This window comes from Stutzerimonas kunmingensis (assembly GCF_021432085.1).
Lineage (GTDB): Bacteria > Pseudomonadota > Gammaproteobacteria > Pseudomonadales > Pseudomonadaceae > Stutzerimonas.
The window spans coordinates 2681259-2696600 of the sequence record NZ_CP090366.1; the positions used below are offsets into that span (position 1 = coordinate 2681259).

The 15342-nt window shown below is 61.8% G+C and carries 12 protein-coding genes; 6 read left to right on the forward strand and 6 right to left on the reverse strand.

What is annotated here, in order from left to right; all coding sequences use genetic code 11:
• Positions 1–17: 17 nt before the first annotated feature.
• The 5 genes from LW136_RS12585 to LW136_RS12605 form a co-directional block, all read right to left on the reverse strand.
• Entirely contained in the window at positions 18–830 is an 813-nt protein-coding gene (locus LW136_RS12585) for a crotonase/enoyl-CoA hydratase family protein (protein ID WP_014820125.1), read from the reverse strand.
• A 180-nt stretch (positions 831–1010) separates the two neighbouring features.
• A complete protein-coding gene (locus LW136_RS12590; protein ID WP_234173032.1) occupies positions 1011–3263 on the reverse strand; it encodes an Orn/Lys/Arg family decarboxylase in 2253 nt (750 codons plus the stop codon).
• Between the two features lie 116 nt (positions 3264–3379).
• On the reverse strand, positions 3380–4105 hold the full coding sequence (gene dnaQ, locus LW136_RS12595; RefSeq protein WP_234173033.1) for a DNA polymerase III subunit epsilon: 726 nt from the start codon (positions 4103–4105) through the stop codon (positions 3380–3382).
• A 14-nt stretch (positions 4106–4119) separates the two neighbouring features.
• Positions 4120–4575: a ribonuclease HI gene (rnhA, locus tag LW136_RS12600; RefSeq protein ID WP_014820122.1), complete on the reverse strand. Its 456-nt coding sequence runs from the start codon at positions 4573–4575 to the stop codon at positions 4120–4122.
• A 38-nt stretch (positions 4576–4613) separates the two neighbouring features.
• On the reverse strand, positions 4614–5384 hold the full coding sequence (locus LW136_RS12605) for a class I SAM-dependent methyltransferase (RefSeq protein ID WP_023445286.1): 771 nt from the start codon (positions 5382–5384) through the stop codon (positions 4614–4616).
• Between the two features lie 109 nt (positions 5385–5493).
• On the opposite strand from LW136_RS12605, the gene gloB reads away from it, so the two are divergent.
• Together gloB and LW136_RS12615 are read left to right on the forward strand one after the other, a co-directional pair.
• On the forward strand, positions 5494–6273 hold the full coding sequence (gloB, locus tag LW136_RS12610; protein ID WP_041013715.1) for a hydroxyacylglutathione hydrolase: 780 nt from the start codon (positions 5494–5496) through the stop codon (positions 6271–6273).
• A 100-nt stretch (positions 6274–6373) separates the two neighbouring features.
• Positions 6374–7930 (forward strand): lytic transglycosylase domain-containing protein, encoded by a 1557-nt coding sequence (locus tag LW136_RS12615; protein ID WP_234173034.1) that lies wholly within the window; start codon positions 6374–6376, stop codon positions 7928–7930.
• 11 nt (positions 7931–7941) lie between these two features.
• Here the strand turns inward: LW136_RS12615 and LW136_RS12620 are convergent, their stop codons facing one another.
• A complete protein-coding gene (locus LW136_RS12620) occupies positions 7942–9393 on the reverse strand; it encodes an HDOD domain-containing protein (RefSeq protein ID WP_234173035.1) in 1452 nt (483 codons plus the stop codon).
• 139 nt (positions 9394–9532) lie between these two features.
• On the opposite strand from LW136_RS12620, the gene LW136_RS12625 reads away from it, so the two are divergent.
• Genes LW136_RS12625 through LW136_RS12640 form a run of 4 tightly spaced genes read left to right on the forward strand, consistent with a single transcriptional unit; the run spans position 9533 to position 15342 of the window.
• Positions 9533–11362, forward strand: coding sequence for an extracellular solute-binding protein (locus LW136_RS12625; protein WP_234173036.1), 1830 nt, complete (start codon positions 9533–9535; stop codon positions 11360–11362).
• Complete coding sequence (locus tag LW136_RS12630) at positions 11359–13245, forward strand: extracellular solute-binding protein (RefSeq protein ID WP_234173037.1); 1887 nt, start codon at positions 11359–11361, stop codon at positions 13243–13245. The genes LW136_RS12625 and LW136_RS12630 overlap by 4 nt, the downstream gene beginning before the upstream one ends.
• A 2-nt stretch (positions 13246–13247) precedes the next feature.
• Positions 13248–14321: a microcin C ABC transporter permease YejB gene (locus LW136_RS12635; RefSeq protein WP_234173038.1), complete on the forward strand. Its 1074-nt coding sequence runs from the start codon at positions 13248–13250 to the stop codon at positions 14319–14321.
• Position 14322: 1 nt separating this feature from the next.
• On the forward strand, positions 14323–15342 hold the full coding sequence (locus LW136_RS12640) for an ABC transporter permease (protein ID WP_234173039.1): 1020 nt from the start codon (positions 14323–14325) through the stop codon (positions 15340–15342).

Sequence of the window (15342 nt, forward strand, 5' to 3'; positions counted from 1 at the left end):
AAACGTGTGGTGACGCATCAGTCGGCAAAGTCCGGCTTCTGTTTGCTCATATGAGCGGCGATGGCGACCTTGATGTCGGCCGACTGCAGCATGGCCGCATTCCAGGTGGCGATGTACTCGAGGCCATCGTCGACCCGGTGATCGCGCATGTAACGGATCATCTCCTTGGTGCCGCGAATGGCGAGCGGTGATTTGCTGGCGATGTCACGGGCCAGCTCCAGCACGGCGTCCATCAGCATCTGCTGATCGGCATAGGTGCGATTGACCAGCCCGATGCTGCGAGCTTCCTCGCCGCTGATGGTGCGGCCGGTAAAGGCCAGTTCGCGCATCATGCCATCGCCGATGATGCGAGGCAGGCGCTGCAAGGTGCCGACATCGGCCGCCATGCCCATGTCGATTTCCTTGATCGAGAATTTCGCGTCCGCCGTGCTGTAACGCATGTCGCAAGCGGAGATCAGATCGATGGCGCCGCCCAGACAGTAACCCTGGATCGCGGCGATGACCGGCTTGCGGCAGTTGTCAACGGCATTGAACGATGCCTGCAGAGAGAGGATCTTGCGCCGCAGCTGCTCTGCATTGCGGCCGACGTCGTTGCCAAGCTGGCTGCCGACCGAAGCGAGCATCTGCAGGTCTATACCGGAAGAGAAGTGGTCACCGGCGCCACTGAGGACGACTACGCGCACTTCGTCGGTTGCATCGATCCAGTTGAAGATATCGATGATTTCCGACCAGAACGCAGCGTCCATCGCATTGATCTTTTCAGGCCGATTGATCACGACGCGGGCAATCTTGTCTGCCAACTCTACGCGGAAGGCTTTGTATTCGGTCACGCTATCATCCTCGACAGCAAGGGCGCATGGGGAGCGCCGTGGCGGGTAAACCCGTACGACGGCGGGCAACTATAACAACTGCCACCACGACGAGTGAATGTCGATGCAGACGATGTGATACAGACCACGCCGCCAGACGACCTGTTCATGCCGTTGTAGACGGTGGCGAGCATCGACGCATCATTCTTCGCGGATACAGTCGACGGTGTACACACATCCATCCGCGCCTGCCTCATGTTGCAGGCCATGAACGTCGGCATCGAATCCGGGGAAACGCTCGGCGAAATCACGGGCGAAACGAAGGTAATCGAGAATCGAGCGAGTCTCTTCGGTAAAGCGCTCGCCCGGCATGATCAACGGGATACCCGGCGGATACGGCACCAGCATGACCGCCGCGATCCGGCCCTGCAGTGCCTCGATCGGCACCGCTTCGACCTCGCCGCGAACCAGCTTGTCATAGGCCTGGGCCGGAGTCATCGCAGGCTCCGGCAACGCCGTGTACATCCTGCGCATGGCCCGCGCCGTGGCGTTTTCGCAATAACAGGCATGCAGCTCATCGCAGAGATCACGCAGCCCCATACCCGTATAGGCCGCTGCACCGGCGCGCGCAATCGATGGCAGGGCCTCGACCAGCGGGATATTGGCGTCGTAGTGACGCTTGAACTCCAGCAACTCGGTCAGCAGGGTGCTCCACTTGCCCTTGGTGATGCCCATGGAGAACAGCACCAGCATCGAATACAGCCCGGTTTTTTCCACCACCAGACCACGTTCCCAGAGAAACTTGCTGACCACCGCCGCCGGTATGCCACTTTCACCCAGTGCGCCGGATGCGGTAAGGCCCGGAGTGACGAGCGTGACCTTGATTGGGTCGAGCAGTACGTAATCGTCGGCGATATCGCCGAAGCCATGCCAGTCAGCCGTTGGCTCGAGAAGCCAGTCCGGGGTCACCAGCGCCTCGGCGCCGTCGACCAGTGGTGGCTGCCAGATGCTGAACCACCAGTCGTCGGCATCGATGTGCTGGCGCAGGTTGGCCAGCGCCCGACGAAAGCTCAGCGCCTCATCGAACGTCTCTTGAATCAACGAGCGTCCCGCTGGGCCTTCCATCATGGCCGACGCCACGTCCAGCGATGCGAGGATGCCGTACTGCGGCGAGGTGGAGATGTGCATCATGAAGGCTTCGTTGAAGCGATCGCGGTCGAGCTGCCGTGTCTGGCTGTCGAGCACATGGATCATCGAGGCCTGACTGAACGCCGCCAGCAGCTTGTGCGTCGAGTGGGTGGTGAACACCAGCGGGCCCTGCTCCCGCGTATCCATGCCGTAGCGGCCGTCATAGAATTCGTGGAATGCCGCGTAGGCGTACCAGGCCTCGTCGAAGTGCAGCACTTCTACGTTATCAGCCAGGGTGCGCTTGATCAGGTTGGCGTTGTAGCAGAGCCCGTCGTAGGTCGAGTTCGTCACCACCGCCAGCTTGACCTTCGGCGGCCGGCCACGCGCCAGCGGGTTGGCGGCGATCTTCGCCTGGATGGACTCGCGGGTGAATTCTTCCAGCGGAATCGGGCCGATGATGCCCAGCTCGTTACGAGTCGGGCTCATGTACAGCGGTATCGCGCCCGTCATGATGATGGCGTGCAGAATCGATTTGTGGCAGTTGCGATCCACCAGTACCAGATCGTCCCGCGCGACCATCGAATGCCAGACGATCTTGTTCGCCGTCGAAGTGCCATTGATCACGAAGAACGTGTGGTCGGCACCGAAGTTGCGTGCGGCGCGAGCTTCCGCCGCCGCTACCGGCCCGGTGTGATCTAGCAACGAGCCAAGCTCGGGTACCGAAACCGACAGGTCCGAGCGCAAGGTGTTTTCACCGAAGAACTGGTGGAACGCCTGGCCGACCGGACTCTTGCGGTAGGCCACGCCCCCACCGTGTCCCGGCGTATGCCAGGAATAGTTCGACTCGCCGGTATGGCGTACCAGCGCGCTGAAAAACGGTGGCAGCAGATCCTCGAGATACCCGCGTGCGGCCCGGGCGACCTGGCGCGCCAGAAACGGCACGGTGTCTTCGTACAGGTAAAGCAGGCCACGCAACTCGTTGAGATCGGCCATTGCCTCAGCAGGCGCATTCTCGATGGTGATCTGCTCGCCCAGTGCAAAGATCGGCAGACGCGGCGCGCGGCGACGAGCGACGCGGATCAGTTCCACCACGTCGTGCAGCAGGCGCTGATTGTCACCGGCGCCTTCTGCCGCAACCAGGATGCAGGCCAGCCCATGGTGCGTGGAGGCGACGATTCGTCCCTCGTTGGAGCTTGCTGTAGGCAGGATATTGAAGCCGTCGCGCTCCAGTTCGGAAGCGATGCCACGCACTCGCTCACCGGCAACGGTGTCGGCTTTTATGTCACGGTGAACGATGAGGATGGGGAATTTCAGGTCTTTGTACATGCGCACTCTCTGCGAACGATCCACCTACAGGGTAGAAGCGTCCGCAGCAAAGGAACAGCGCATTGAAACAAGCGGTTGAGAGGCAGCGTCGCAAGTAGGCGGCAATGCCGAGCCATTCAGACTTCGAGCTGAGCCCAGAGCGGAGCTGCGCCGGCGGCTTTCTCGATCGCGGCCATTCGCGCCATGTGCGCGGCAACCTCTTCTTCGGTAGCGCGCAGCACCGCAGTGCGCGGCCGATCGGCCGGTAGCCGGCGGATCGGTGTGGGCTGGGGGCGACCGCCGTCGGAACTTTCACCATCACCCGCGAGGGACAGATTGGTCTGCCCGCCGGTCATGGTCAGCCAGACGTCGGCGAGAATCTCGGCATCGAGCAGAGCGCCGTGCAGATCGCGGCCCGAATTGTCCACGCCGTAGCGTTTGCACAAGGCGTCGAGGCTGTTGCGCTGGCCCGGGTGACGCTCCCGAGCCATCAGCAGGGTATCGAGCACCGAGCAGTGGTCGGTGATCTCGGCACGCTCCTGCTGACCGAGCAGCGCGAACTCGTTATTGATGAAGCCAAGGTCGAACGCGGCGTTGTGGATGACCAGCTGCGCGTCCTTGATGAACTCGAAGAACTCGTCGGCGACGTCGCGGAACCGCGGCTTGTCGACAAGAAACTCGTTGGTGATGCCGTGAACGGCGATCGCGCCCTCGTCCACTTCACGATCAGGTTGCAGATAGACGTGGTAGTGCCGCCCGGTCAGGCGGCGGCCGATGACTTCGACACAGCCAATCTCGATGATCCGGTGGCCATCGGTCACCGGCATGCCGGTCGTTTCGGTATCCAGCACTACGCTGCGCATATCGTTTAGCTCACTTACACAATCGGTTGTCGTTTGGCCTGTACTACGCCGCGATTCGCAAGCAGGTCGGCATGCTCGTTACCGGGATGGCCGGTATGACCGCGAACCCACTCCCAGCTCACCTGATGGCGGTTGACCTGCTCGTCGAGCTGCTGCCAAAGGTCGGCATTCTTCACCGGCTGCTTGCTCGCCGTTTTCCAGCCGCGCTTCTTCCAGTTGGGCATCCAGTCGTTGATGCCCTGCATGACGTACTGCGAGTCGGTCACCAAACGAACCTTGCACGAGCGCTTCAGCTCCGCCAACCCGCGGATTGCCGCCATGAGCTCCATGCGGTTGTTGGTGGTGTCGGGCTCGCCGCCCCAGAGCTCACGCTTGACGCCCTTATAAATAAGTAGCGCCCCCCAGCCGCCCGGGCCGGGATTGCCCTTGCAGGCACCGTCGGTGTAGATCTCGACCCAATCGTCGCTCATGTGGATTGCTTACTCTGTTTGCCGACAGGCTCGGGGCGTCAAGGGAGTCGGTGTTGTTCGGCTTCGCGGCGGCTGACTTTGGCGACGGGCATCGGCAATAGCTTGCCCATGCGTTCGCGGCGCTCCTGGCGCAAGGGCCGCAGGCCGATCATCAACTTGCGCGCGACCAGCAGATAGAAACCGCCAGTTGGCGCCTGCAACTGCTGCCCGACGGACTCCAGACGAGACAACCGCGCCTGCCAGTCGCTCGAAGAAAGCGGCGGACAATAGCATCCGAAGCGACGTTTCTCCAGCGCGAACCCCAGCAGGTTCAGCCAGTCCCCTACCCTTGACGGACGAATGCAACGCGCCTGCCGGAACGCCTCGCGCGAGACCAGATGACGCAGGCCCCAGGCACTCCAGGGGTTGATACCGACGATCAGCAGATGCCCGCCCGGGCGAACGCCACGCGCCGCTTCACGCAACAACCCATGGGGCGACAGGCTGAAATCCAATGCATGCTGCAGCACCACGACATCAGCAGCATGCTCGCCGAGCGGCCAGGCCTGCTCCTCGCAATGAATCTCCACACCAGGCAGTGGCGCACCGAGGCGAACGCTGCGTTTGATGTTCTGTGGTTGCACCGGCTCGCCGCTGAACGGACCGTTGTGCACCAGATAGCTGCCGAAACAACGCGCCAGCTCTTCGGTCAGGACTTGCTTCTCCTGAACCAGCAGCTGCTGGCCCAGCGGCCCCTCGAACCAGGCGGACGCCTCATTGATCATGGACAGCCAATGGTCGCTGCCTTGGGTGGACGGTCGATCGTTCATCGCTCGGCTCCGTTCGCCGCGCGATCTGCGCGGCGCTGAGTTCGCTCGGGTTCAACTTTCCCATGGGACTGCTAGGATGCGCCTTTGTCACTCAATTGGCGACCCGCCCATGTTGAAGATCGAAGCCCTGCCCGCCTTCACCGACAACTACATCTGGTTGCTTCGGGACGAGTCCACTCAACGCTGCGCTGCCGTCGATCCCGGTGATGCCACGCCAGTCCTGAAGTGGCTGCGCGACCACCCGGGCTGGCAGCTCAGTGACATCCTGATTACCCACCACCATCACGACCACGTCGGCGGCGTCGAACGGCTCAAGACACAGACCGGCGCGCGCGTTCATGGACCGGCGGCCGAGAACATTCCCGCGCGCGACGAGGCGCTGAGCGACGGCCAGCACCTCGAGGTACTCGGGACGGACTTGCAGGTCATCGCCGTCCCTGGCCACACGCTTGGCCATATCGCTTATTTCCATGCTGACCCCGTGCAGCCCTGGCTGCTCTGTGGCGATACGCTGTTCGCCGCCGGCTGCGGGCGTCTGTTCGAAGGCACGCCCGAGCAGATGTTCCGCTCGCTGCAGCGCCTGGCCGATACACCGGATAGCACCCTCGTCTACTGCACCCACGAATACACGCTGAGCAATTTGCGCTTTGCCCGGGCAGTGGAACCGGACAACCCGGCCATTGGAAAACGCATGCGCGAGGTGACCGAACTGCGCGAATCGAACCGCTTCAGCTTGCCAAGCAGAATGGATATCGAGCGCGCGACCAACCCTTTTTTGCGTTGTGGTGTCGCCGCCGTTCAGCATGCGGCAAGCGAGCGCAGCGGCGGCCAGCTAGACGGCGATGTGGCGGTTTTCGCGGCTTTGCGCGCCTGGAAGGACGCCTTCTGACAAGGTCGACAGGTTCCCGAAACGCGGCATGCAGCCTTGACCCCACCAGGGGCCGTTCCTAGAATCCCCCGAATTTTGTTTCCGGGGAAGATTCCAGCCAATGCCGCCAGCTCCCAAGAAACGCCTCGAACCGGACGCCTTGGCAGCCTCTGGTCGGGCGTTGGCTCTAGCCGTTTGCGTCGCCCTAGCGGGCTGTCATAGCAACGCCGTGCGTGATGATGCACGCGATCAGGCAAGCCGCACCACGGCGCCTGTGGCACAAGAGCCCATCTGGCTGAACGACACCCCCGTCATCACCGAACACCAGGACATCTGGGAGCGAATTCGCGAGGGTTACAAGCTTCAAGAGCATCTGGACAGCAACCCCCGCATCGAGCAACAGCGCCTGCTGTTCTCCAGTCGCCCAAGATCCATCGAAATCGCCAGCGAGCGCGGCAGCCCCTATATCCACTACATTGTCGAGCGCCTCGAAGAGCGCGACATGCCGCTGGAACTGGCTTTGCTGCCGATCATCGAAAGCTCCTACGATCCCTTCGCCTATTCGCCCGCCCATGCCGTCGGGCTCTGGCAGTTCATTCCCGCCACCGGCCGGCACTTCAATCTTCGGCAGACAAGCTGGTACGACGGCCGCCGTGACATCACCGCCTCGACCAATGCAGCCCTGCGTTATCTGAGCTACCTGCACGGCCTGTTCAACGGTGACTGGCTGCTGGCACTGGCTGCCTACAACTCGGGTGAAGGCACCGTGAGCCGGGCCATCGAACGCAACCAGAAGCTAGGCCTGCCGACCGACTACTGGAACCTGCCATTGCCGCAGGAAACCCGCGACTACGTGCCGAAGCTGCTGGCCCTGTCGCAATTGATCCAGGCCCCCGAGGCCTATGGCATCAATCTCAATCCGATCGCCAACGAGCCCTACTTCGAAGTCATCGCGCTCAAGCAGCGCATGGATCTGGCGCGGGTCGCCAAACTCGCCGACCTGGACGAGGACGAGCTCTACCAGCTGAATCCTGCCTTCACCCGCCGAATTACCCTGGATGGTCCGCAGCAGCTGCTGGTGCCAATGGAAAAGGCTGAAATGCTGGCAGCCAACCTGGCGCTGATGAAGCCGCAGGACCTGGTCGACTGGCAGCAGTATCAGGTGCGCGCAGGAGACACCCTGGGCGTCATCGCCAACCGTCATCATCTGACCGTCAACATCATCCGCGACGTGAACCGGTTGAAGAGCGACACGTTGCGGATCGGGCAGGTCCTCAGCCTCCCAACCAGCGGTGATGCCGGCGCTTCGCGGGAGTTGTTGCACGCTGTAGCGCGTCAGCCGGCCGCCACGCCGCGCAGCTACCGGGTCAAATCTGGCGACAATCTCTGGGACATCGCCAAGGCTCAGCGCGTCTCGGTACGCGACCTGCAGCGCTGGAACAAGCTCTCCGGCAGCCAGCTCAAAGTGGGCCAGGCGCTGTTCCTGCAGGGCCCGGCAGTAGCCAAAGCGCAAAGCAAGGGAAATTCGCCTACCTATTACAAAGTGCAGAAAGGCGACTCGCTGTACCAGATCGCCAAGCGCTTCAACGTACAGCTGAACAACCTGAAGACCTGGAACCCGAAAGGCACCAGCGTGCTGCGCCCCGGCCAGCTGCTGACGCTATACCTCGCCAACTAGCCCTCCGCCATTCACCCAGCCGGACGCTTGCTCAGGGACTCCAGACAGCGCCCAGTCAGCTGGGTAAAGCGCTGAAACGCGACGAACTGTTCGTGTTTCAGCGCCCGCCCCGAAAACCGGCAATCGCCGTAGATCACACCTATTTCACGCGTCCCCGCCATCAGCGGTGCGATGAAGAACATGCCATTACCAAACCACTGTCGCAGCGGCTGGGTCACCAGGTCGGCCAAGTTATAACTTGCCGGCACGCCCATCCAGAGCGACTGCCGATGACGCAGTGCGTAACTGAACACGTTCGGCTGTTCGGGTTGGTCAGCGGGAAGCACGAAGCCCTGAATCCAGGTCTCGGTCCCTTCACCGACGGCGCAACGCACCTTGAAACGCGTCTGCTGATCGGCCAGCACCGCCACCATCACACGTTCCAGGCCAACCCCGCGGTGCAGCCCCTTCAGCAGCGTATCCAGAATCAACGTGGCATCGCCGCCGCCCGAAACCATGAGCCCCAGATCCTGCAGCGCCTGTTGCATCAGCAACAGATCCGGTTGCAGCAAGGCTGCCTGACGCTGGGCCTGCTGCAGGCGGATCTGCTCGGGATCGGTACTGGGTATGAGCCGGCCCAGACGACTGGCGCCGAATGTGGTCGCCACCTGCACGGTTTCATCGGCGCTAGCGAGTATCTGCTGCAACGCATCAGCTTCATCCACGCCGGTGAACTCGGCCACGGCCCTGGTCAGTGACGTCATCCGCTCGCACTCCCAGCCTCCGAGTGCGGCTTCGCTTATCTGTACGCCCAGCGCGACCGCGCGAGCGGCCGGATCGCTGCTGGCCACCTGAGTGTGCGCAAGACTGGTCAACTCTCCCAGGTTCCAGCTTCTGACCAGACCCAGGCTGAGCTGCCGGAAGCTGGTGCCCAACACGTTCTGCACTGCATCGTCGGGCTTGATGCCCGGCTGCGTCAGCTGCAGGGCCAGCTCATCCGCCTGCTCGCCACCGCAGCCCCAGAACGCCAGCTCGCCCACGTTGTAGAGCAGCGCGGCGATGAATACTTCTTCCTCGTGACGCGAAAGCACATAGCCGGCGATGTTGCGGGCTTGCACCGCGGCGTGAAACGAACGAGCCAGCAGTTCCAGCAGCTGCTCCCTCGGGGCGCGCTCGAGCAGGCTGTCGATCAGCGTGACCGACAGACTGATCAAGCGCACGTTCTCGAAGCCGATCATCACGATGGCCCGAGAAATCGTCTTGATGGTCTCCTGGGAGGGGTTGTAATAGCTGCTGTTGCCGACCCTCAGCACCTTGGAAGTCAGCGAGGCATCCCGAAGCAGGACATCGGCCAGTTGCTGCACCGAAGCATGTTCATGCACGGCAAGGCGCTGCAGATCCTTGACCACGGACGCCAACGCAGGCAGCTCCGATTGATTCAGGCGGTCTACCCATGCCTGAAGACCCTGGGCACGTACATCCAAGAGGCCACCTCTGCACAATGCCATTACGGGAAATGACCGGCAGTTTGCCCGAGTTGCCCGGCCTTTTTCCAGCGCATACAAGCTGTTACTGTACCGGCCCGAGAAGCCCCTAAGCGCCAAGGATCGGATTCCCCGTCTGATGCGAGCCCTGCTACCGTTACTGACCTGCCTGGCCTTGAGCTTTCCCGCCTTCGCCACCATCAGCGAAAGCCATGGTTATGCGCAGTTCGGCACTCTTAAGTATCCGGCCAACTTCACCCACTTCGATTGGGTGAATCCGCGCGCGCCGAAGGGTGGCCAGATCAAACTGATGGCCTCCGGGACGTTCGACACCCTGAACCCCTACACTTTCAAGGGTACCAGCCTGAGTTCGGCGCCCGGCTTTCTGCAATACGGCATCAGCGAGCTGAACGAGCCACTGATGGTCGGCACCGGCATCTACGACCCGTCCGGCGACGAGCCTGCCTCCAGCTACGGTCTGATTGCCGAGTCAGTGGAGCACAGCGATAACTACAGCTGGGTGGTTTTCAACCTGCGCAAGGAAGCCCGCTTTCATGACGGTAAGCCGATTACCGCCTATGACGTCGCCTTCTCCTATCGCACCCTGATAAAGGATGGGCACCCCCAGTACCGCTCCAACCTGCAGGGGGTGAAGCGGGTCGACATCCTCAACCGACATCGCATTCGTTTCGTATTCGAGCAACCGAAAAATCCGCTGCTGATCATGCGTCTCGGCGAACTGCCTGTGCTGCCACAGCACTACTGGAAGAATCGAGACTTCAGCGCGACCACCTTCGAACCCCCACTGGGCAGCGGCCCCTACCGCATCACGCATGTGCAGCCGGGCCGGCAGGTAGTCTTCGAGCGAGTGCGGGACTGGTGGGGCGCCAAGCTGCCGGCCAATCAGGGTAAATACAATTTCAACCGAGTCTCGGTCGAGTTCTATCGCGATAGCGTGGTGGCCTTCGAAGCCTTCAAGGTCGGCGAGTTCGACTTCTTCATCGAGCACCAGGCGAAGAACTGGGCCAATGGCTACCAGTTTCCGGCGGTGATGCGCGGCGACATCATTCGCGCTGAAATTCCCCACCAGATTCCGACCCAGACCCAGGCGCTGTTCATGAACGGGCGCCGCGCGACCTTCGCCGACAATCGTGTGCGCGAAGCGCTCGGCCTGATGTTCGACTTCGAATGGACCAATCGTGCCCTGTTCTACGGCGCCTACCGCCGCAGCGAAAGCTACTACCCCAACAGCGACTTCACGGCGACAGGCAAGCCCGAAGGTGGCGAGTGGCTGTTGCTCTCGCCGTACCGCAAGCAGCTCCCGCCCGAACTGTTCACCGAGCCATTCCAGCTGCCGAAGACCGAAGGCCGCGGAATTCCGCGGGAAACCCTGCGCCATGCGCTGAAGCTGCTCGCCGAGGCGGGCTGGAAAGCCTCGGATGCCGGTCTGTTGAACAGCGCCGGACAGCCGCTGCGCTTCGAGATCCTGCTGGTCAACCCGAGGCTCGAGCGCATCCTCCAGCCCTACGTCGAGAATCTGGCACGCATCGGCATTCAGGCCAACCTGCGTACCGTCGATAGCGCGCAGTACAAGCAGCGCCTCGATCATTACGACTACGACATGATCCTGATGACGCTGGCACAGAGCCTCAGCCCCGGGATCGAGCAGTATCTGTACTTTCATTCCAGTCAGGTCGACGTCAAGGGCGGTCGCAACTATGCCGGCATCGCCAATCCGATCGTCGACGACCTGGTTGACAAGCTGCTCGCCGCGCAGACCCGCGACGAGCAAGTCGCCGCCGCCCGCGCAATCGACCGCGTGCTGCTGTGGAACCACTACACCATTCCGAACTGGTTCATCAGTAACCACCGCCTGGCGTACCGCAATCGGTTCGCCCACGTCACCACGCCACCCTATACGCTGGGTTTGCGAGCCTGGTGGCTGAAGAGCCTGGAGAAGAGCAAATGATCAATCGCGTGCGCCCTTCGCTGTTTCGCGCCGGCCTGCTAAGCCTGTTCTGCATGGCGACCCTAGCCGACGCCGCTCCCCGCCATGCCCTGACGCTGTACGACGAGAAGCCCAAGTATCCGACCAACTTCCAGTACTTCGAGTACGTCAATCCCGAAGCCCCCAAGGGCGGCACGCTGCGCCAGGCTGGCTTCGGCAGCTTCGACTCGCTTAACCCTTTCATCAACAAGGGCGTTGCGGCTGACGATATCAGCCTGATCTACGACACCCTCACCACCAACAGCCTGGACGAGCCTTTCACCGTCTACGGCCTGCTGGCGGAAAAGATAGAAAAGGGACCGAACAACAGCTGGGTGCGCTTCCACCTGCGCCCGCAGGCACGCTTCCATGACGGCGAGCCGGTAGAGGCCGAGGACGTGGTGTTCACCTTCGAAACCCTGATGAGCCAGGGTGCCCCACAATACCGCGCCTACTACGCCGATGTGGAGAAAGTGACAGCGGAAAGCCAAAGACGTGTGCGCTTCGACTTCAAGCATGCCGGCAACCGAGAGCTGCCGATGATTCTCGGGCAGTTGCCAGTGCTGCCGAAGCACTGGTGGGATGGAAAGGACTTCACCTCGGGCAGCCTCGAACCACCTCTGGGTAGTGGCCCGTACCGCGTCGAGAAAGTCCAGGCCGGTCGCTCGATCCGCTACGAGCGCGTAGAGGATTACTGGGGCAAGGATCTACCGGTGAATCGCGGTTTCTACAACTTCGATCACATCAATTTCGATTACTACCGCGACAACACCGTGGCCTTGCAAGCGTTCAAGGCCGGTCATTTCGACTACTGGTTCGAAACCAGTGCGAAGAACTGGGCGACCGCCTACGACATCGATGCGGTCAGGGACGGCCGCATCATCAAGGAAGAGATCCGCAACCATAATCCGACCGGCATGCAGGGCTTTATCTTCAATATCCGTCGACCACAGCTGGAAGACCGCCGCGTCCGTGAAGCCCTCGGGTTGCTGTTCGACTTCGAATGGACCAATCGCCAGCTGTTCAATGGCGCCTACACCCGCACCCGCAGTTACTTCGACAACTCCGAGCTGGCGTCATCCGGCTTGCCGAGCGAAGACGAACTGAAGATTCTCGAGCCCCTTCGCGGCAAGGTTCCGGACGAGGTGTTCGACAAACCGTTCGAGCTGCCGCGTACCGAAGGCAACGGTGTGATTCGCGAACAGCAGCGCGAGGCATACCGGCTGCTCACTGAAGCGGGTTGGAAGGTCGAGAACGACCGCATGCTGGACGCTGCCGGCAAGCCGGTGAAGCTCGAATTCCTGCTGGTTCAGGCAGAGTTCGAGCGGGTGCTGCTGCCGTACAAGCGCAATTTGGCGGATCTCGGGATCGAACTGGAAATCCGCCGGGTCGATGTTTCGCAGTACATCAACCGCCTGCGTTCGCGCGATTACGACATGATCGTAAGCGGCTTCGGCCAATCCAACTCGCCCGGCAACGAGCAACGCGAGTTCTGGCACTCGGCAAGCGCCGACAACCCGGGCAGCCGTAACTTCATCGGTCTCAAGGACCCGGCAGTCGACAGCCTTGTGGAAGGTTTGATAGGGGCCGATTCGCGCAAGGAATTGATCACCTACACCCGCGCGCTCGATCGTGTGCTGCTCTGGGGGCATTACGTGGTGCCTAACTGGCACATAAAGACCTGGCGCGTGGCGTACTGGAATCACCTCGCGCATCCTGAGGTGACGCCCCGGCAGGACATCGGCCTGATGACCTGGTGGCGCAAACCCGACGTCAAGACACCTGTCGCCGATCCCGTCGAAGCGAAGAAGGCCGAGGAAGCTGGCGCTGCGGTCCCGGCTGATAGCGTCGAGGCGGAGCGCTAAGCATGCTGGCTTACATCGTTCGCCGACTGCTGCTGATCATCCCCACGCTGTTCGGCATTCTGCTGATCAATTTCATCATCATCCAGGCCGCACCTGGCGGCCCGGTGGAGCAGGCAATCGCCAAGCTGGAAGGCTTCGAAGGCGCCACCAGCCGGATATCTGGCGGTGGCTCGGAAGTCGCGGTCGCCGGCACAAGTTACCGGGGTGGCCAGGGTCTGGACCCCGAGCTGATCGCCGAGATCGAGCGCCTGTACGGCTTCGACAAACCACCCGCAGAGCGCTTCTGGATCATGCTCAGCAACTATCTGCGGCTGGATTTCGGCGAGAGCTTCTTCCGTGACGCCAAGGTGACCGACCTGATCATCGAGAAGATGCCGGTTTCCATCTCGCTGGGTCTGTGGAGCACCTTGATCATGTACCTGGCCTCGATCCCGCTGGGCATCGCCAAGGCCACGCGTCACGGCAGCAAGTTCGACGTCTGGAGCAGCTCGGCGATCATCGTCGGCTACGCCATACCGGCGTTCCTGTTCGCCATTCTGCTGATCGTGCTGTTCGCTGGCGGCAGTTACTGGAACTGGTTCCCGTTGCGCGGACTGACGTCGGCCAACTTCGATGACCTGACCCTGGCCGGCAAGATCATCGACTACTTCTGGCACCTGGCCCTGCCCGTCACCGCGCTGGTGATCGGCAACTTCGCGACGCTGACGCTGCTGACCAAGAACAGCTTTCTCGACGAGATCAACAAGCAGTACGTGATCACGGCGCGGGCCAAGGGCCTGAGCAAGAATCGCGTGCTCTACGGCCACGTGTTCCGCAATGCCATGTTGATCATCATCGCCGGCTTTCCGTCTGCCTTCATCGGCATGTTCTTCACCGGCTCGCTGCTGATCGAGGTGATCTTCTCCCTTGACGGGCTCGGCCTGCTCAGCTTCGAGGCGGCAATCAACCGCGACTATCCGGTGGTGTTCGGCACCCTCTTCCTCTTCACCCTGCTCGGACTGGTGGTGAAGCTGATCGGCGACCTGACCTACACCCTGGTCGACCCGCGCATCGATTTCGAAAGCAGGGAGGCCTGAGATGCAGTTGTCCCCCCTCAACCAGCGCCGGCTGGCGCTGTTCAAGGCACACAAGCGTGGCTGGTGGTCGCTGTGGATCTTCCTCGCGCTGTTCGTACTCAGCCTTGGCGCGGAGATCATCGCCAACGACAAGCCGATCGTGGTGCGCTACGACGGCGAATGGTTCTTCCCGGTGTTCAAGCGTTATCCGGAAACGGCCTTCGGCGGCGAGTTCCCGCTGCAGGCGAACTACAAGAGCCCGTACATCAAGGAACTGATCGCCGAAAAGGACGGCTGGATGGTCTGGCCGGTCATTCCCTTCAACTACTCGAGCATCAACTACGAACTGCAGGTACCCGCGCCTGCGCCGCCGTCACTGGAGAACTGGCTGGGCACCGATGACCAGGGCCGCGATGTACTCGCCCGGGTGATCTACGGCTTTCGCATCTCGGTCCTGTTCGCCCTGACCCTGACCCTGATCAGCTCGGTGATCGGCGTCATCGCCGGCGCCCTGCAGGGCTTCTATGGCGGCTGGGTCGACTTGGTTGGCCAGCGCCTGCTGGAGATCTGGTCCGGGCTGCCGGTGCTCTATCTGCTGATCATTCTGGCCAGCTTCGTGCAGCCGAACTTCTGGTGGCTGCTGGGCATCATGCTGCTGTTCTCCTGGATGAGCCTGGTGGACGTGGTACGTGCCGAATTCCTCCGTGGGCGCAACCTCGAGTACGTGCGCGCCGCTCGTGCGCTGGGCATGCAGAACGGCGCCATCATGTTCCGCCACATCCTGCCGAACGCCATGGTTTCCACCATGACCTTCATGCCGTTCATCCTCACCGGCGCCATCGGCACGCTCACCGCGCTGGACTTTCTCGGTTTCGGTCTGCCGGCCGGTTCTCCGTCGCTCGGTGAACTGGTCGCCCAGGGCAAGGCCAATCTGCAGGCGCCCTGGCTGGGCATCAGCGCCTTCATGGTGCTGGCAATCATGCTGACCTTGCTGGTGTTTATCGGGGAGGCGGCGCGCGATGCCTTCGACCCAAGGAAATAA